General features: G+C 58.4%; 17 protein-coding genes and 3 pseudogenes. 7 read left to right on the forward strand and 13 right to left on the reverse strand.

From position 1 onward, the window contains the following. Positions 1-86 precede the first annotated feature (86 nt). From FHR96_RS21400 to FHR96_RS21445, 11 genes and pseudogenes are all read right to left on the reverse strand, one after another. Positions 87-821 (reverse strand): annotated as a pseudogene (locus FHR96_RS21400) (transposase); the annotation flags it as partial. Positions 822-927: 106 nt separating this feature from the next. Continuing rightward, positions 928-1,785 carry an IS4 family transposase gene (locus FHR96_RS21405; RefSeq protein WP_343066393.1) on the reverse strand — a complete coding sequence of 286 codons (858 nt, stop codon included), beginning with the start codon at positions 1,783-1,785 and terminating at the stop codon, positions 928-930. Positions 1,786-1,816: 31 nt separating this feature from the next. Continuing rightward, positions 1,817-2,122 (reverse strand): hypothetical protein, encoded by a 306-nt coding sequence (locus FHR96_RS22530; protein ID WP_246393079.1) that lies wholly within the window; start codon positions 2,120-2,122, stop codon positions 1,817-1,819. A gap of 254 nt (positions 2,123-2,376) precedes the next feature. Then, entirely contained in the window at positions 2,377-2,919 is a 543-nt protein-coding gene (locus tag FHR96_RS21410) for a 2,4'-dihydroxyacetophenone dioxygenase family protein (RefSeq protein WP_183389744.1), read from the reverse strand. A 19-nt stretch (positions 2,920-2,938) separates the two neighbouring features. Further along, positions 2,939-3,643 carry an SDR family NAD(P)-dependent oxidoreductase gene (locus FHR96_RS21415; RefSeq protein WP_183389745.1) on the reverse strand — a complete coding sequence of 235 codons (705 nt, stop codon included), beginning with the start codon at positions 3,641-3,643 and terminating at the stop codon, positions 2,939-2,941. Positions 3,644-3,685: 42 nt separating this feature from the next. Next, positions 3,686-4,642 carry a TauD/TfdA dioxygenase family protein gene (locus tag FHR96_RS21420; protein ID WP_183389746.1) on the reverse strand — a complete coding sequence of 319 codons (957 nt, stop codon included), beginning with the start codon at positions 4,640-4,642 and terminating at the stop codon, positions 3,686-3,688. 240 nt (positions 4,643-4,882) lie between these two features. Continuing rightward, positions 4,883-6,208, reverse strand: a complete 1,326-nt coding sequence (locus FHR96_RS21425; RefSeq protein WP_183389747.1) for a TRAP transporter large permease — start codon at positions 6,206-6,208, stop codon at positions 4,883-4,885. Continuing rightward, positions 6,205-6,717 (reverse strand): TRAP transporter small permease subunit, encoded by a 513-nt coding sequence (locus FHR96_RS21430; protein WP_183389748.1) that lies wholly within the window; start codon positions 6,715-6,717, stop codon positions 6,205-6,207. The genes FHR96_RS21425 and FHR96_RS21430 overlap by 4 nt, the downstream gene beginning before the upstream one ends. A gap of 101 nt (positions 6,718-6,818) precedes the next feature. Beyond that, positions 6,819-7,883 (reverse strand): type 2 periplasmic-binding domain-containing protein, encoded by a 1,065-nt coding sequence (locus FHR96_RS21435; RefSeq protein ID WP_183389749.1) that lies wholly within the window; start codon positions 7,881-7,883, stop codon positions 6,819-6,821. A 205-nt stretch (positions 7,884-8,088) separates the two neighbouring features. Beyond that, positions 8,089-9,180 carry an iron-containing alcohol dehydrogenase gene (locus FHR96_RS21440; RefSeq protein ID WP_221195907.1) on the reverse strand — a complete coding sequence of 364 codons (1,092 nt, stop codon included), beginning with the start codon at positions 9,178-9,180 and terminating at the stop codon, positions 8,089-8,091. Positions 9,181-9,205: 25 nt separating this feature from the next. Then, positions 9,206-10,117, reverse strand: a complete 912-nt coding sequence (locus tag FHR96_RS21445) for a TauD/TfdA dioxygenase family protein (RefSeq protein ID WP_183389750.1) — start codon at positions 10,115-10,117, stop codon at positions 9,206-9,208. A 497-nt stretch (positions 10,118-10,614) separates the two neighbouring features. Between FHR96_RS21445 and FHR96_RS22785 the strand changes: the two are divergent. From FHR96_RS22785 to FHR96_RS21470, 7 genes and pseudogenes are all read left to right on the forward strand, one after another. After that, a pseudogene (locus tag FHR96_RS22785) lies at positions 10,615-10,803 on the forward strand (transposase); the annotation flags it as partial. Positions 10,804-10,860: 57 nt separating this feature from the next. Further along, positions 10,861-11,280: pseudogene (locus tag FHR96_RS22790) on the forward strand (transposase). Positions 11,281-11,367: 87 nt separating this feature from the next. Further along, complete coding sequence (locus FHR96_RS21455; protein WP_183389752.1) at positions 11,368-12,144, forward strand: IclR family transcriptional regulator; 777 nt, start codon at positions 11,368-11,370, stop codon at positions 12,142-12,144. A gap of 111 nt (positions 12,145-12,255) precedes the next feature. Next, a complete protein-coding gene (locus FHR96_RS22375) occupies positions 12,256-12,372 on the forward strand; it encodes a DUF1804 family protein (protein WP_221195908.1) in 117 nt (38 codons plus the stop codon). 552 nt (positions 12,373-12,924) lie between these two features. Continuing rightward, positions 12,925-13,602 (forward strand): 3'-5' exonuclease family protein, encoded by a 678-nt coding sequence (locus tag FHR96_RS21460; protein ID WP_183389753.1) that lies wholly within the window; start codon positions 12,925-12,927, stop codon positions 13,600-13,602. Further along, positions 13,599-14,636: an IS110 family RNA-guided transposase gene (locus tag FHR96_RS21465; protein WP_183389754.1), complete on the forward strand. Its 1,038-nt coding sequence runs from the start codon at positions 13,599-13,601 to the stop codon at positions 14,634-14,636. The genes FHR96_RS21460 and FHR96_RS21465 overlap by 4 nt, the downstream gene beginning before the upstream one ends. Positions 14,637-15,535: 899 nt before the next feature. After that, the gene (locus FHR96_RS21470; protein ID WP_183389755.1) at positions 15,536-15,757 is read left to right on the forward strand and encodes a hypothetical protein; all 222 of its coding nucleotides are present in this window, start codon (positions 15,536-15,538) and stop codon (positions 15,755-15,757) included. Positions 15,758-16,057: 300 nt separating this feature from the next. Here the strand turns inward: FHR96_RS21470 and FHR96_RS21475 are convergent, their stop codons facing one another. Further along, on the reverse strand, positions 16,058-16,627 hold the full coding sequence (locus tag FHR96_RS21475; RefSeq protein ID WP_183389756.1) for a toll/interleukin-1 receptor domain-containing protein: 570 nt from the start codon (positions 16,625-16,627) through the stop codon (positions 16,058-16,060). A gap of 259 nt (positions 16,628-16,886) precedes the next feature. After that, on the reverse strand, positions 16,887-17,480 hold the full coding sequence (locus tag FHR96_RS21480) for a Thoeris type III anti-phage system protein ThcA (protein ID WP_343066394.1): 594 nt from the start codon (positions 17,478-17,480) through the stop codon (positions 16,887-16,889). Positions 17,481-17,519 lie beyond the last annotated feature (39 nt).

The following is a 17,519-nucleotide window of genomic DNA, read 5'->3' on the forward strand; positions in this document are numbered from 1 at the left end:
TCAGCAACGTCAAGTTCCAGGACGGAGAGCAGGTAGCCGATCAATCAGACAGGAATGCGGCCTGACCGCCATCCACCAGATTTGACGATAACTCCAGTGCCTCGCGTCGTCATGGAGCGAGCATCGGGATCGGTCAATGAGACCTGCTGATCAGGCGCCTGGGTTCTTTGTATTTCAATGGCTTGTAGCCGCCGAACTTCCTCGGTTAGGGCGGCGATCTTTTCCTTCACCTGCGCCGTCTGCGCTTCTGTGACAGCGGGGGTACTTTGGTCAGCTGAGTCGAGTTGGCGTAGGTATCGCTCGATGCTCTTCTCGATTTCCTCGGCGCGCCGTTTCATCTTGGCAAACGTAAAGTTGCGGTCTCGGTTGTTGACCGCCTTGAACTTGCTCCCATCGATGGCCACGATCGCTTGTGAGAAGAGCCCCAGACGCCGGCATAGCACGACAAAATCTCGGCAGGTGGCGTGGATCGCCTTGCCGTTGTGCTTACGGAAATCGGCAATCGTCTTGAAGTCCGGTGCCAAGCGCTCTGTCAGCCACATCAGCTCGACATTGCGCTGCGCCTCGCGCTCCAGGCGGCGGCTGGATTGGACACGATTGAGGTAGCCGTAGAGATAGATTTTCAGGAGTACAGCGGGGTGGTAGGCGGGCCGGCCGGTGGCATGGGGATCGATACCTTTGAAGCCGAGTTGTCTGAGGTCGAGCGCCTCGACGAAGGCCTCGATGGCTCGGACCGGGTTGTCCTCTGAGACGAAATCATCCAGAAGCTCAGGGAACAACGTGGCTTGAGAACGGGACTCCCCTGAAACGAAACGCTTCATCAGCACCTCCACGAGCTGTCACGGGTAGAGTATAGCGGGAGCCTCGTTTTACACGGCCTCGGCCAGAAGCGGTCCTTAAGACCTGAGGAATCCCCACGAACTTCGGCTATCTGTCGCATAAGGCCTGCTCCCTGACCTCCCCCCGTAGGCTTGCCTGAAGCGCTTTCCAGGAGGGCCAAGGGGCAGCACCGACACGATGACGTCGTAGCCATTCCAGGCCCAACCGCCACACGGACAGCACGTTTCGGTGCCGGATGCTGTTGCTCTGATAGCGCCGCTGTTGGCCGCTGTCACGGACATGCAGGCCGGCCACCATCACGGCGACATTGGCCAGCATCGCGATCAGCAGCAGGATCTCGATGCGCTTGCCCTGGCGGGACTGGTGCATACCGAAGCCCAGCCCGAACAGGGGACTCTTGACGTCGCGGAAGCCTTCCTCGATCTGCATGCGCTGTCGGTAGATGGCCACCAGCTTGTCCGCCAGCGCTGAGCGGTCCGGCAGATTACTGACCAGCACCCAGGGTTCCTTCTGCCGCCGGGCGATCGCCCGACTGCCGCTGTCCTGGGAAACCTGTCCACGCTTGTTGCGATGCTTGCGCCCCTGCGGCGGCCGATGATAGAGCACCATCCGGGTGGTGAGCGGATTGCTTTCGGCAATCTGGACGAGCCCCAGGGAACGCGGTACCGATGTCGCTTGCCGAAACAGCGTCTCCACGGCCTGCCATGCTTGCCCCGGTGCTTGGTAGCGGGTGGGACAGCGAACCCGGCCGACGTAGTACCAGCCGCGCGCCTCGACCGCCCGGAACCACGGGTTACGGAAGCCGGCATCGGTGACCAGGATTGGCGTGGCGCCATCGGGCAGGATCTCGGCAAGGGCGTCCAACAGGTATGTTTCACAGCGGGGACAGCTGTCCTTGTGATGGACCTTCTCGAAGATCGGCAGCGATCGCCCGGCAAACGGCACGGCGGCGCGTAGCAGGAATTGCCGGCCACGATCATCGATCGGCGACCAGTCCCAGAATCAGCGGGCGCGTGGTGTGGCCGATCAGCAGCGTCGCCACGAGCCAATAGAACAGCGGCCGCTCCTGGTGCAGATGAGGGTTGCCCAGCAACCGATCGGCCCGCTTGATGGTGTGCTTGGTGTCGGCGGGCCCCGGTAAGGCACGCCCCAGGGCGGTCAAGCCAAGGCGGCGCTCACCTAACAAGGCCCCGACCATGTCGAGCAGTGCCTGCAGGCGTGTGGCATGGATCGAGGGGAGTGATGACGTCAGCAGAGTATGCAAGAATCGAGGGGCCTGCATGGGTCTCCTTTGGCATATTGTTGGTTTGGCGACTTACAACATGCCGGCCCATGCAGGCCTTTTCAATCATATCATGCTGATTTTCTTATCTATTTCTTGGGGATCCCTCAGGGTTGGATGGCCATTTCAACCATTCAATCTGGATACCCGAAATATTGCTCATCAAAATAACGGTGAAGATCACCTACGCCGGTCGCGGCACCCACAACGGCAACGCCCGGCCATCGGCCAGGCGGATTCACTGGCGGCATATGCTAGCGGATAAACTGGTCGACGAAGTTGCCGCCGAGCCCGTTCTCCTCGTAGTGCGCGCGACACTTAGCGATACGCGTGAATACGTCGTCGTAGCCGACATTGTTGCCGTCCGGGTCTACGTAAATCATCGCACCGTTGACCTGGAACATGGTAATCATCTCATCCACGTGGGGATCGACGACCAGCGTATGGGTCTCGCCGGGCGCTTCGTAGACGTAGCCACCTTCGGTGGCGACCCAGTTATGCTCAAGATAGCGCCATTCGCCCTTGAGCACGAAGCCGTGCACGGCCTGGGGATGGCGATGGCGCGACAGCACGCCGGACTTGCGCACGCGCAGCAGGTTCATCCAGTAACCGCTCGAGGCCGACAGGCACAGCGGGCGGAACCAAACGTTCTCCTCCACCGGAACCCATACCCGCTCATCTTCGGGGATAGCCTGGGGAATAACCAGTTCCATCGACGCCTCGGCCGGCTGCGCGTGGCGATAGGGCTGCCACTTGTCGTTTGCCGGGGTCGCCGGCGCTTGCTGTGAATGGCTCATGGTTCGGTCTCCTTTTGATTTATACGCTAGAATAGCCGCCGTCGACGGGCAGGATAGCCCCGGTGACGAAACGGGCTTGGTCAGATAGCAGGAACAGGACGACGTCGCCGATCTCGTCGGGTTCGCCCCAACGCCCCATCGGCGTACGCGCGAGAATCGCGCCCGAGCGCTCGTCACTCTCCATCAGTGGTCGGGTGAGCTCGGTGGCAATCCACCCCGGTGCCACGGCGTTGACGCGAATGCCCTGTACCGCCCAGGCTGCCGCCAGGCTCCGAGTCAACTGCGCTATCCCCCCCTTGGATGCGGCATAGCCGGGTGCGGTGGCGGAACCGAAGTACGAAAGCATTGAGGCGGTGTTGACTATGGCACCACCGGCTTCGGTCAGCTTGGCCTCGGCCGCGTGACAGATGCGCAGCGTGCCGGTGAGGTTCACCTCGACGGTCCGCGCGAAATTGCCAGGTTCGAACTCGCTGCCACCGCGCTGGATGATACCGGCGCAGTTGACCACGGCGTCCAGGCGCTCGAAGGAGGCAATCAGGGCGTCCACCTGCTCCTGGGAGGTCACGTCTAGTTGCCGGGGCGTGATGCCCTCGAACGCCAAGAAATCGCCGACCTCCTCCTCGTTCACACCGGTGGCGACGACATTGTAGCCGCCCCGTGCCAGCGATCTCGCGACTCCCGCACCGATGCCGCGGGTGCCACCTGTAACCAATGCATATTTCATCCGCTGTTCTCTCTGTCTCGTCTCCAGGGCGCGTAGCTTTGGTCATTCGACGCTCTCGTCGTCGCTCGGGGCATCGCACACGTCCACTGAAAATGGTCCTAACGCCGGGCCGCTGCCGGCCACCGTAGTCCGTCGAAAGGCGCGCCGGTACTTAGCCATGTCGTAGCGTGTCGCACGATGCAGCAACACGCGGTTGTCCCACATCACCAGATCGTTCTCGCGCCAGCGGTGGCTGTAGGTGAACTCGGGGCGAGAGGCATACTCGTTGAGCCACTGGTGCAGCGCTTGGCCGTCTTCGAGGCCCATGCCGCTGATCTCGTTGCCAGCGTTGACAGTGAAGAACAGCGAGCGCCGGTAGCCGCGATCGGGGTGTACGCGGACCAGCGGGTGCGAAACCGGTGGCACGGCGTCGCGTTCGAAGGCGGTAATGGGGGGCAAGGCGGGAAATAGCCGGCGGCCGAACTCGTAGTAATGGACCATGTGCAATGGTTCGAAGCGGCGCTTTTCGGCCTTGGACAGGGCGTCATACGCGGCCAACATGTTCGAGAATTCGGTCTCGCCGCCTTCGGCCTCGTCGGGCAACACTTCGGTGCTGTACATCACTGAGGCGAAGGACGGGATGTAGCGATAGGAGCTGTCTGTATGCCAGCGCGCATTGACCTTCTGGAATAGTACTTTGGGGTCCTCTTCGGGCAGGTGCTCGCCCTCGACAGAGGTGTTGGCAACATTGTAGAAAGTCTTTGCTGACTTGGTCTTGTCCTCCTCGGGGAATATCTCCAGTTCGCCCCAGAGCCGAGTAAAGGCCAGGTGCGCCTCTTCGTCCAGTACTTGGTCGCGAAAACAGACCACGTGGTACTTGTGGAAGACCTGCTCAATCGCCGCGAACGTCGCGTCCGAAAGTGGCTTGGAGAGATCGACACCGATGACCTCGGCACCGAACGTGGGCGTCAGCGGATTTACGATGAATTCTTGAGCTGCTTGCAGATCTTGAGTTGCCATGACGATTCTCCTTCTTTGAAAGTATGTCCTAAACGCAGTTGGCTATTGTTCGGAGCGACATCCGCAGCGTCCGAAGCGGATTGAATCCTGTCCACTATATAGACATTAATCCATTATGTAGATACTTCTAGCGACAGCCTACGCACTTGTCAAGCAAGCTATCGCGTCTCGTGGGCTATTCGTGGAAGTGAGCCGAGCAAGCGCCGACGACGGCGTTCTGTCCGGCCCATTTGGGGTCTGCTACCAGCTCGGTCCGCTCATCTGATCGGGTAGCCATAGCACCAGATCGGGATACAGGATAACCAGAAGCAGAGTGACCAATTGCATGACGATGAACGGCAATACGCCGCGATACATGTGTTTCAGCGTGATATCCGGGGGCGCGATGGCACGCAAATAGAAGATCGAAGGCGCCATCGGCGGCGTTAGGTAGCTAGTCTGCAGCACCACCAGGAAGGCCACCGAGAACCAGATCGGATCCACGCCGAAGCTAGTGACGATCGGCATCGCCAGCGGAATCAGGATCAGCACCACGGAAATAAGATCGAGCAGGAAGCCGGCGATGAACGCCAGGATCAGGATCACCGCCACCGCACCGGAACCGGAGAGTCCCAGATCGGCCAACAGCGACTGCACCCCGGTCATGCCCCCGGAGGCGAAGAACACACCGGCAAACATGTTGCCACCGAGCACGATCAGCAGGATCATCGCGGTAATCGAGGCCGTACGCTGCATGGAACTCCATAGGATCCCCCAAGAGAGTTTACGGTAAATGAGGGCGAGAATGATCGTACCCGCTGCACCGCAGGCCGCCGCTTCGGTAGGCGTCGCCAGGCCCAGCAGAATGGTACCAAGCACGGTGAAGATCAGCGCCATAGTCGGGGCCAACGCGATGATCGTCATGCGCAACTTCTTGCCTAAGCTCAGGTCAGGACCTTCTTCTTCCTCACGCGGCGCCACCTGAGGCCTGAATAACGCAATGCCGACCACATAGAGCATGAACAGCACGGCCATGATCAGTCCAGGGAACAGCAACCCAGCGAATAGGTCACCGACCGACACGCCGGCCACCGGGCCCAGCACGACTACGGTGATCGACGGCGGAATCACCGTCCCCAGCGAGCCACTGGCACAGATCGTTCCCGATATCAGGCTCTTGTCGTAGGCGTGCTTGAGCATGACCGGTACCGCAAGCATGCCAATCACTGTCTCAGTCGCCCCAACCACGCCACTCGATGCAGCAAAGATCGTACCCAGCAGGATGGCGCTGAGAGCCAAGCCGCCCGGTACCCGGCGCGTCCATATATGCACCACGGCAAACAGGCGCTCGGCGATACCGGAGCGTTCCAGCATAGCGCCAATGAAGATGAACAGCGGCACCGCGGCGAGCACCGAATGTGTGGCCACGTCATCGACCTTGGACAGCAGTTGAAAGATGACGCTGTCGCCGAACTGGAAGAAGCCGGCTACCAATGCGACTGTGATCATCGAAAAGGCGATCGGAAAGCCGGTGAGCAACAACAACATCAATGCCGGGAACATCGCAAAGCCGAGATAATCGCTCATGCATGCTCTCCGAACGGTCTTCCCGTAAATAGACTTATCGCCGACTTGACGATCTCGACCAGCACCTGCAATGCCAAGACAAGAAAGCCCACGAACCAGGCTGTATAGACCGGCCAGACTACCGGGCTCCATGCCGACTTGCCGGTGACTTCACCACTGTGGTAGGCATCAATGACGCTTTCGAAGAGTTCCAAGGTCATCCACCACACGGCAATACCAAATAGGCAATAGCCGATCACGTCGACCACCGCCTTGCCGCGCTGCGGGAGCTTGGCATAAATTAGGTCGACACTGACGTGCTGTCTCATCTGCAACGCATAGGCCATGGCCAGCGTAAAGATGGAGCCCATCAACATGTAGCTGATTTCGTAAGCCCAGAAGGTCGGGCTCCCCAGCACGTAACGGCTAAATACCTCGTATACCAGGGCGGCGATCAGCGGGATCGTCAGGACCGACGCAACCATCCCGGTAAGTTTCGATAGGCGTTCCAACATCCGTATGAAAAGCATGATTCTGTTCCACACCGTTGACTTGGGTTATGCACAAACGTGCCCTTGGCGTCGTAGCGCAGGTTGAATGCCGTGCCGATACGCCGACACGGCTCGCTGGGTTACTTGGCAAGGCGACCAATGGGTAGGCGGTACTTGTCCCAAGAAGCAAGTTCCTGCTTGAAGTCACGCATTGAAGTGAGCACCTTATCGAACCAGGGATTCTCGGCCGCCTGCTCATTTTCCCACTCACGGGTCACTGAGAGCGCCTTTTCAATGAATGCCGGGTCCAGATCGACGATTTCATTGGGCCCCTCCTCAAGCTCGCGGAAGGCCTCCAGATCGGCGGCCGAGCTGCTCAGCCAGCTTTCGTAGACACTGAGCTTGCCTGCCATCACCAGCATCTGCTGATCGTATTCGGAGAGTTCGTTCCAAGCGTCTTGGTTGACCTGGCATTCGAGGAAGCCGCCGGGGTTCTGGATTCCCGGTACGATCACGTACTTGGCGACGTCCTGCAGGCCGGTGGGCCTGTTGATTTCCGGCGTACCCCACTCCGCGGCGTCGATCACGCCTCGTTCCAGGGCGCTGTAGACTTCGCTGCCCGGCATCACTACCGTAGAGGCACCGAGGCGCGAGGCTATTTCGCCCCAGGCGCCGGCCGTGCGTAGCTTGAGGCCCTGAAAATCCTCGAGGGTCTCTACCTTCTTTGTCGAGTGCAGGAAGATATCCGTGCCCAGCACCGCGCAGGGATAGGAGACGACGCCAAACTCCTCTTCGCGCCATTGCTGCCACAGCTCGAGACCGCCACCTTCATAGATCCATAGCATGTAGCCTTCCGGTGTCAAACCACCGGCATAGCCTGCGAAGAGCACACCGGTGGTGTCGATGCCCCAGTCGTAACCCATCCAGTTGTTGCTGATCTCGGCGGCACCCCGGCTCACCCCCTCAGTGACCTTCAACGCGCTGTAAAGTGTACCTGCGGGATAGACACTGATGTCGACGCGGCCGTCGGTGAGCTGTTCAACCCGCTTGGCGTAATTCTCGACGTCACGCTCCAGCCACGGGCCGCCGCTCCACGGCGTGGCCATCTTCCAGCTCACTTCTTCAGCTTGGACACCCCCCGAGGTGATAGCGAGGCTAGCGGCGATGCCCAGGGCTGCGAACGGTTTCTTAATTTCATGGTGCATTGTGTGTTCCTTCCATTTTTCGCTAAGAATTGTCTTTGTTGGTGAGGAAACTGGCGGCATAAGCATCGGTCGCCGTCACGAGAGTTACTGCCAACATGTCGACCATGATGTGAACATTTATCCATAATGTGGCCAAGCTAGCATCCGACTTATGGGAAAGTCAATACGGCTTGGTTGGTTCATGTGTCGCTTACGCAACTGAAGCCTAGCCAGCAGAGTGTTGACGCATCTGCTCGAGCTGGAGCATGGCCTCGGTAAGCTCGTCCTCGGATAGCGGGCGTTCGAAATTGCGTGTATGCGGCGCCTTGTGGGTCAGGGACGAGATGGTGCGCAGATCGTCGGCACTGGGCTTGGGCAGGCCTAACTCGGCGAGACTGGTTGGCAGTCCTACCGCCGCATAGAAGGCGAACTGATCGGCCATGAAGGCCGCCGAGCGGTTCTCCAGGACGAACTGGACCAGTAGCGCATAGGCTACTTGGCGGCCGTGTAACGCCTCCGCGGTGGCCGGCAGCGCGCTCAGTCCACGAGTCATGGCATGCGCGATTGACAATCCGCTGCCCTCAAAGCCCAGCCCGGCGAGCAGGATGCAGGCCTCGATCACCTTCTCGAAGGACTCGTCGGGCTTGCCACTGCCGGCGACGGCCAAGGCATCGACGGCATGCTCGCGCAGCACCTGCTCGCAAACGTTCGCCAGGCTGACCGCGGCTAGGGTGGCACGTCCGCCGAACATGTTCGGTCTTCCCGCCCCGACACACTGTGCGGCCTCGTAGCGCTTGACCAAGGCATCGCCGATCCCTGAAACCAGCAGGTGGCGCGGAGCGCCGGCGAGAATCTGGGTGTCGACGATCACTGCGTCGGGATTGCGCGGCACACGCTCGGCGGAGAGTAGTTTGTGATCGTCGTCGTAGAAGATGAATATCCGGCTGGTGGGGCCGTCGTTCGACGCCGCCGTCGGCAGCGTCACCAGCCTCGCACTCATTGCGCGGCTGACCGCCTTACCGGCGTCGATACCCTTGCCGCCGCCCGCCGCGATGACTACGTCCGCACGGTGATCGCCGGCCAGCCTTGCGACGTTGGCGGGGGTCACCTCGCCGACGAGAGGTGCCGAGGCGAACGCCACCCCCACGCTCGTCAGCAGTTTGGTAAGTTGCGGCGTGAGCATGCGTTCGACGGTGGGGTCCGCGACCAGCAGGGCGCACTTTCCCAGGTTTGCCACAATGTCAGCGATACGTTCGATCGCCCCAGGGCCCTGCAAATAGAGGTTGGGGGCGCCGAGTATTCTCATAGTGTTAGACACGGTTCTCTCCACTGCAGCCCGGTGCTCAAAGAGGGGGCCGGGCTTTGGCTATTTCGATCGAGTTGGCGGGATCCGAGACGGTGGCCCTCTTGAGGTTGCGCTTCCAGCGCAGATCGTCGAAATCCCGGCCGCGATGCATCGTGCAGCGGTTGTCCCACATCACCAGATCGTGCTTGCGCCAGCGGTGGGTGTAGACGAACTGACGCTGGGTTGCGTGTTCGATCAACTCAGCCAGCAACGCCTGGCCCTCGGAATCAGGCATGTCAACGATGCGTGCCGCATGCGCAGCCAGGTAAAGCGACTTGCGCCCGCTCTCGGGAATCGTGCGCACCAGGACCTGCCGTGCGGGTGGCAGTGCCTGGCGTTCCTCATCGGAGAATTCGGTGTAACCGATCTTGGCTCGCGAGTGGAAGATCGAATGTTCAACAATGTAGCCCTCGAGACGCTCACGGGTAGACTCTGGCAGGGCATCATAGGCCGCGCGCTCGTCGGCGAACTCGGTCTGTCCGCCGATCGGGGCGATCTCGCGGGCATACAGCAGCGAGGCCCGCGCTGGCACATGATGAAAGGAACTGTCGGTGTGCCACAATTGGTTGCCGAGGTGGAACATCCGCGCGCGGCTCCCCTTGCCCCAGACTTCGTTCTGCTGATTGAGGTTGGAGACGTCGGCGAGTTCGGAGCGCTCCGGCTTGCCCCCGCCATCGCGGTTACGATAGGAGGCGATCGTCGGGTTCTCTCCTTCCAGCGACCCGAATTCGCGGGCGAAGTTGACATGCTGGTCAGTGGTCAAGTGCTGATCGGGGAAGACCAACACCGCGTATTTCCAGAAGGCCGCCTTGATCGCTTCCCGGTCCTCGTCCGACAGGGGCTGCGACAGATCGACGTCGCCCACCTCGGCAACGAAGTTTTCATTGACTGGATAGATGCTGATAGCCATGGGCTCTCTCCCTCGATACACCGTGCTTGTGATTGAAATTGATAGGCACAATATCGGTCAGCGTCGGTGCATCGCCTTTTCACGAGATTGGCGGAGCTCTGCTTTCCGACTTGACCACAATGTGGTTTTAATGCCATAATATGGAAAGCTTGGAGTTAAGCATCACGATTCAGCGGGAGTCAACAAAACTGCGTTAGACTTTCGGCGTACAGCGAATCGTCCAAAGCATTCAGGCCAGGCAAGCGCCAGCCTGGATCAAGGTGGTGATTGCAGTAAACGCTAGCTTCAGCAATAACGAATGCACGGCAGGCGTAGCACCTGAGCAAGGCACTTACGGAAGCCGGATTCACGCGTCACAAAGGGCCTGCCGGTGGGTCGTATGATGACGATGCAACGCTTTCGGATGCAGAGGGTGAGCCTCCCGCACGGTATGGCTATCAGGGCCGCCGCCGCAAGAACAGCGCTACCCCAGCTGCCTGACAGATGATGAATGAGATGTGGTTGCCGGCATTTCTGATGTCGATGGCTATCGCGGCACGCCCCATCGTTACTCCCGGCGCCTGTTGGTCGATCCCTGCTGCTATGTGGTCCGTAGCGAATGCTCCTGGCGCATGCTGCCGAAGGCCTTTCCTCCATGGCAGAACGTGTATCGCACCTTTCGTCGATGGAGCGAACGTGGCAAGTTTAAGCAGACGCACGGGCGGTCACGCGCTCAATGGCGGGAACGTGAGGGGCGTGACCCGATGCCCAGTGCAGCCGTTCTGGATGACCAAACGACACGGCATTCACCGCACAGGGGAACGAGTGGATACGATGCCGGACAGAAGGTCAAAGGTCGCAAACGTCATGTCCTCGTCGCCCCCTTGGGGATGGTGCTTGCCGTGAGTGTGACGGCAGCCAATGTGCAGGGCCGAGACGTTGTTCACTCTGTCATGACGAACGGAATGGAAAAACATGCTGTAATATCAACGACTTTTTCCGATACGGGCTATACAGAGCGCTTCGCTCAGACGATCAACCAACTGCACGGGATTTAGGTCGAAGTCGTTGGTTTTGTGATGCTTCCGAAGCGGTGGGTCGTTGAGCAAACCCATGCCTGGATCGAGAAGGCCCGCCGACTGGTGATGCATCATGATCGACGTATCGATGTTTCCGAAGCCTAGATATGGCTGGCGGCTGGCCGTCAGTTGCTCAGCCGATTAACTGGAACGGCTTGAGTTTGTAAACAATCTATAACGTACGGAGTGAAAATGTCGCAAGCTACCCACAGAACCAAGCCCCATGTTCAAGGCACCGCATCGTTCTCCAAGTTCATGAATGTGTTGCAGGCGATCGCCGATTCATCCGACGCCGACATCGCACAATTGTGCAAGATGGTGCCTTACCCACGTCCGACGATCTATCGTCTGGTGTCCGCGCTGATTGCGGAAGACCTGGTGGTTGAGGACAAGGACCGCGGTACCTTCAAACTGGGTACTCGGCTGATCAGTCTTGCCATGCGCGCCAGGGAGGGACACGACTTGAGCAGTATCGCGCACCGCCATATCGCCGAGCTTCGCGACATCACCGGCGAGACCGTACATCTCGCCGTTCCCAGCGGACTGGAAATGGCCTATATCGATAAGCTCGAAAGTCCACAGACCGTACGCATGGTTTCGCGCATTGGCACGCGGGTCACGCTGCACTCGACCTCAGTCGGAAAAGCCTATCTTGCAGCGCTCGATTCTGCCGTGCGCGACGATATCCTCTCACGAATCCAATTGATCCGGCAGACTAAGCATTCGATCACCGATCCCGAGCGTCTGAAGGCCGAGTTGGATGAGACCCGTCGGCGAGGCTTCTCGATCGATCAGGAAGAAAACGAACTGGATATTCATTGCTTTGGCGCGGCGATTCTCGATCGTGATGGCCAGCCGGTGGGCTGCGTCAGCGTCAGCGTTCCCAAGTATCGCTATGCTGCCATCGACACCTCGCTTTTTCAGAACGCGATACGCGAGACTGTTAACACTATTTCCGAAAGCCTGTAGTCCCCGGTGTCAGGATGAGTGTTGAGCTCTCTGATATCGGGTTCTTAGAAACCGACCAAAGGGACGGAAGGGGATGCTCATGCCCGCTACTCCGAGGAACGCTAACAAGCCGTGGTTTCCAATCTGCCCACCTCACAGCTGACCCTGCAAGAAGTGGTGGAGCAGGAAGGGATCTCACTGGGCACCGTCTACAAGTGGCGCAAGGAGGCACGTGCTGAGGGTCGCTGACTGCCGGATGCCCTGGGAAAGAGGCCAATGGTTGGTCTCCCGAGACATATTTAGCGCCGCCACCTCTGGGCCCACTCCCTCTCACTGGGTCGTTGAGGAGTCTACGCCATGGCTCGTCAGCCTTCTCCCCGCCGCCAGTCGCAGCAAGGTACAGGTAGTGCACCCTGACGCAGCGGCCATCGATATCGGTGCACGTTTTTATGAGGTGGCCACGACCTACCATGTCACGGCGGTGAACCAGGTGTGAACAGGGATGCAGAGCGCCACGAGGCGCCTGGAAGTCATGCAGTGATGAAAGAGGACTGCCGTTGGTCTGTCGCAGCAGACCATAGAAGCTGAGGGCAGCTCAGCTTCCGTTACGGGAGCAAGAGCTGTAAGCAGCCCTGACAGCTCGGAGTCGTGCCAGCACTGCCAGATGGTGCGGGCTCTGCTAGCGAGACAAGACGGTGCACAAGAAAAGCGACACAAGCTCGAGTTGTTGGCTGAATGCGCTCCTGAGCTGGAAGAGTTGCTAGCCTGGCAGGGGATGTCGGCGGTAGGTCGAGAGGTCTGATGATGGCTTCTATGGACAATCAAGCCACAATCAGGCTTCCCCTCATCACCTTCCTTGATGTTGAGGCATCAGGGCTCCTGCAGCAGGATAGCTATCCCATCGAGATCGGCTGGGCCGATACGCTGGGCAACAGCGATTCTTTCCTGATCCGTCCATTCGATACCTGGCCCTACTGGGACAGACATGCCGAGGCCTTGCATGGCAACACGCGTAGCCAGCTACTGGAGGAAGGTATTCCCGTGGCTGAGGCCGCTCATCGGTTGAATGAGATGCTGGGTGTCGAGACCGTCTACTGCGATGCGTGGGAATACGATGGCTTCTGGCTGAGCCGCCTATTCGAGGCGGCAGGGGTAGAGCGCTCGTTCACACTAGCTGATGTTCACCAACTGTACGGAGTGCTGGGAGCTGAGCGTACGGACCTGCTGGTGGACATCGTCAGAGAGATACCGACGCCACACCGCGCGCGGGAAGATGCCGCTCGGGGGCGAGAGCTACCGGCTGAAGCAGAAGACGCTCAGCTGACGGTCACGGGTGGGTCAATTTTGTTGACCGCTGGTGGGTCATTTCTATGTAAGCAATGGGATGGAGTCCTCCCCACCCTACTCCGGCGTCGTTGCGCCACACTGGTGGGTGAGTGCATCACAGACCAGCTTGAGAGTGAGGAGAACTCCCCATGAACATTAGTCGGGTCGGCGTCGATATCGCAAAGTCAGTTTTTCACGTCCACGGCGTGGATCGCCATGACCAGGTGCAATGGCGAGGCAAGTACTCACGGGACAAGTGGCTGAACGCCATTGCCAATCGCGTCCCTGTCAGTGCCGAGATCGGCATGGAGGCGTGTGCCTCCGCCCACCACTGGGCGCGTGAGCTGCAGGCGCGCGGCTATCACGTCAGGCTGATTGCTGTCCAGTTCGTCAAGCCCTACGTCAAGAGCAACAAGAATGACCGTGTCGATGCCGAAGCCATCTGTGAAGCCATGAGCCGGCCGAACATGCGCTTCGTGGCGGTCAAGACGGTAGACCAGCAGGATGTCCAGGCGGCACATCGGATCCGTGAAGAGCTGGTTCATCAACGGACGGCCAAGGCCAATCAAATCCGCGGCCTGGTTGGCGAATACGGGATAGTGGCGCCCGTCGGTATCGGCAAGCTTCGGGCTGCGCTGCCCCGTTGGCTGGAAGATGCCGAGAATGGGCTGACCGATGCCTTCCGTATGCTGCTGGCCGGTCTTGCCGAGGATCTCCGTCACCTGGATGATCGCATTGATACGGTCACGGCGAATATCGAAAATCAGGTGCAGACTGACCCGGTGGCGAAGCGCTTGATGACATTGCGGGGTGTTGGCCCGCTGACGGCAAGCGCGCTATCCGGCGCCCTGGGGGATGGTCAGGCATTTAGTCGCGGCCGGGACTTTGCCGCCTCGCTGGGCCTAACACCTCGCCAGCATAGCACCGGTGGACGAGACCGCCTGCTGGGCATCAGCAAACGTGGTGACAGCTATCTTCGCAAACTATTGGTGCACGGTGCCCGAGCCGTTCTGCGTCATGCCGTGGGCAAGGACGATGGGTTGAGCGACTGGGTTCAGCGGTTGTCCGAGCGGAAGCATGTCAACGTAGCTATCGTCGCCCTCGCCAACAAGACGGCACGTATTGCCTGGGCGATAACGCGCCGGGGTGTAGCCTACGATCCCACCTTGGCTTCGCAGGCTGCGTAAAAATAGTAGCACTCTGTATTTCACGATTTTGTTCACAGAGGTGATCCACCACCACGATTGCTGAGCATGCTGCTAGATGGCGAACAGGTCGAACCGACGTCAGAAAACCCCTGTGGAGCGCTGAGCCATAGAGCTCGTGTAAGCGAATGGGAGCTGACGTGCGGATAGCCCATCAGGGTCCGATGCCATTGGCGTCATTTACGAGACCGGATATACGTGTGCAGTCGTACCGACCGATCATCGCGCCTCATGCTGGCAAACGGGGAGGACTCCATAGTGCGCCAGGCGAAGCCTGGTCGTCCGGGAAGTCGCGCGAACGCGCGACGGAAAGGACGAATTGAAACCCAGTGGGTGAAAGTCCCATCCGGCCAAGGTTAGCCACCAGCCGGTAGCGAGTGTTGCGTGGTGCCGGGTAACCGCCACTGCGAAGCGTACGCAGCGAGTGGATAGGCCGTGTGATTGAGCATCGAAATCCTCGCATTACGGTCGCCGACAGCGTTATGGATCTGGAAGGCAATACGAACCCGCTGTACTGGCTTGGCGGGAGAGGGCCGTCGGTGTCATAGAGCAGGGCATGTCCATACAGGGGTTTCCCAGGAACCTGGGAGGCCCGCCTTTCTCCCCCGAAAGGTGAAAGCTCAGGCGTCGGAGCCACCTGTCCCGAAGGCTCCCGGTCCGGTGCTGTCGTGCCTGACGGTACCGGAAGCGAACCACAGGCACTCAGGGGGTACGGTCAGGCGACCACAAGAAGCCAGCCGGATGGAAAGGCGGGAGTCGGAGTCGTTCATAGTACCGAGGAAGGCGGGGAACCGGCTCGACGGGACCCGTTGGAGGGAAGGGGCGGCCAATCATCAGAACCGCAAGAGGGAAACATGGCAGGTGCACAGGAACCTGGTGTCATGTACACGAAACAATTGCGGATAGCAGCGCTGGCAGAGCGTTTCCCGCAGCGTGCCTTCACGTCACTGGCGCACAACATTGACGCCCAGTGGCTGAAGACGGCCTACCTGATGACGCGTCGCGATGGCGCCGTCGGGATCGATGGCCAGACGGCGGACGACTTCGTGCGCGACTTCGAGGCCAATATCCAGCGGTTGCTGGAAGAGGCCGAGGCTGTGTGAAAACGTTTGAAGCGTCTCGCATAGGTTAAAATTCGATCAAAACCGGTGATCTCTCGCAAATTCTGAGGAGGTTGCATGGAAAAACCACTCCAGATTTCGCGTACGAGCGCCTTCTTCAGGAAAGCCCAGGAGTTTTCACACAGCCTCGGCCAGAAGCAGACGCTCAGTCAGAGCCGATATAACACCCGCGTCACAGGAGACAATGAAGCAAAGCCAATAGTGGTAAAGTGCGCGTAGCACACCACAATTTGCAGCGCGCAGTTGGCTTTCTGTGCATACGCTTATAAGGTATCTTCTGCTTCACTTCGGTTTTTCCCCTTGCATCCAACCTCTAAACGTAACCCAGGAGCTGACTCCTCTATGTATATAAAAACCATCTCCAGTCAGATCTAAATAAGGGTATAATCCAAGATATTCTCTTCCTTCAAACTCTTCATCATCTTCGATTATTGGCGCAACTGATACCCTTCCAGTCCGCGCATCCATATACCCTAGCTCCCATGGCATCCAAACCGAATTTTCTGCTGAATTTGAAGTCAAATAGATTAAAGATGAGCAGTTATTCATTCTATTTCTCAGCACCATCGCTGTATTTTTGCTTACTTCTCCTCTATCTAACTGCTCATCCTCAATCCAGTCGACGTATACAGAATAACCTTTTTCCATCAGCATGCTTCTAATTTGCTTTACTATTCGTGCATCCGAATATGCATGAGAGAGGAAAATATCGTATTGCTCAGAAAAAGAGAATGATTCAAATGCCTTTTTCAGGCTATCTGCTGCCCATCGCCGTTCACTGGCCTCTTCTAACAATGTTGTTTGTGCGGCGTTGTAGCGACGGAGTATCTCAGATTTACGAATTATAGCCATTCTTCTTCTCGTCTAAACTTAGCATCCTATTCGCCCACAGGGAAACGATATGATACAGGCATTTGGTGACATTACTTCACTATGAGTTTGATGTACGGAGGCGGATTGCTTCTTCAACTGCATTTGGAAGGCGCTTAGCAATCCAACCGTATTCCCCCATATTGGTAGCGCTTACCGAAGTATAGCTCTATTTCTTCAATTTTGACGCAAGAAACCCGAGCCAACTCACAACCAGGTCAAAAACATACCGGACCTAAAGTTACGAACATTTGTCAGGAAAATAACGGCTAAATAGCGCGGCGAAATCTATGTCTTCGAGCTCCCGCCCAGTGAAATAGCCGTTATTCCGAGCGAGATTAAGCGCTGCACCACCTGGTGCGGCAACTGGAAGAATGAAAGCCTCAGGATTGAAGCGCCTGAAAATGTCGTATTCAACTTCAACGCCATCCATCCCGCCAATGAATACGGCTCCGATCAGATCTTCCCTAGAGAGCATCTGTTCTCGCATCAGTTGTAAGCTACCCTTGACATCTCCGGGCACATAATCAGTGTAAACTACATTGTCAAACCGTTGGTTCTCTTCCGGATAGTCACCCTCAAAGAATCGGCTTTGATATAGGATCACTGAGTCTGTGTAGTCTGCCCCTAGATCTTCGCAGATACTCCAAATCATAGGGGTAATTGCAGGATGGCCGCCCCACACAATCTTGTGTCGCCGAACGATAGCGATGGCCAGCTCGCGAACGGCGCACTGGATAAGAAACGGGTCAGCGGTTTCATAGTATTGCCCTCGCCCGAGAGCTATGGTGATTTCTGGTGTACGGGAGGAGGTAGGAAGGGTGGCGTATCCTATTGATTGATCACGACCAAGATCTCAATCAACACGAGCGGA

Origin of the sequence: Halomonas organivorans (genome assembly GCF_014192055.1) — a bacterium.
Classification (GTDB): domain Bacteria; phylum Pseudomonadota; class Gammaproteobacteria; order Pseudomonadales; family Halomonadaceae; genus Halomonas; species Halomonas organivorans.

Excerpts from the sequence above, each read along its gene's own strand:
- FHR96_RS21415 (WP_183389745.1), bottom strand. The coding sequence starts at position 3,643 with ATGAAATATGCATTGGTTACAGGTGGCACCCGCGGCATCGGTGCGGGA.
- FHR96_RS22530 (WP_246393079.1), bottom strand. The coding sequence starts at position 2,122 with ATGCAGGCCCCTCGATTCTTGCATACTCTGCTGACGTCATCACTCCCC.
- FHR96_RS21470 (WP_183389755.1), top strand. The coding sequence starts at position 15,536 with ATGTACACGAAACAATTGCGGATAGCAGCGCTGGCAGAGCGTTTCCCG.
- FHR96_RS21425 (WP_183389747.1), bottom strand. The coding sequence starts at position 6,208 with ATGAGCGATTATCTCGGCTTTGCGATGTTCCCGGCATTGATGTTGTTG.
- FHR96_RS21475 (WP_183389756.1), bottom strand. The coding sequence starts at position 16,627 with ATGGCTATAATTCGTAAATCTGAGATACTCCGTCGCTACAACGCCGCA.
- FHR96_RS21430 (WP_183389748.1), bottom strand. The coding sequence starts at position 6,717 with ATGCTTTTCATACGGATGTTGGAACGCCTATCGAAACTTACCGGGATG.
- FHR96_RS21460 (WP_183389753.1), top strand. The coding sequence starts at position 12,925 with ATGATGGCTTCTATGGACAATCAAGCCACAATCAGGCTTCCCCTCATC.
- FHR96_RS21455 (WP_183389752.1), top strand. The coding sequence starts at position 11,368 with ATGTCGCAAGCTACCCACAGAACCAAGCCCCATGTTCAAGGCACCGCA.
- FHR96_RS21410 (WP_183389744.1), bottom strand. The coding sequence starts at position 2,919 with ATGAGCCATTCACAGCAAGCGCCGGCGACCCCGGCAAACGACAAGTGG.
- FHR96_RS21445 (WP_183389750.1), bottom strand. The coding sequence starts at position 10,117 with ATGGCTATCAGCATCTATCCAGTCAATGAAAACTTCGTTGCCGAGGTG.
- FHR96_RS21465 (WP_183389754.1), top strand. The coding sequence starts at position 13,599 with ATGAACATTAGTCGGGTCGGCGTCGATATCGCAAAGTCAGTTTTTCAC.
- FHR96_RS21420 (WP_183389746.1), bottom strand. The coding sequence starts at position 4,642 with ATGGCAACTCAAGATCTGCAAGCAGCTCAAGAATTCATCGTAAATCCG.
- FHR96_RS21435 (WP_183389749.1), bottom strand. The coding sequence starts at position 7,883 with ATGCACCATGAAATTAAGAAACCGTTCGCAGCCCTGGGCATCGCCGCT.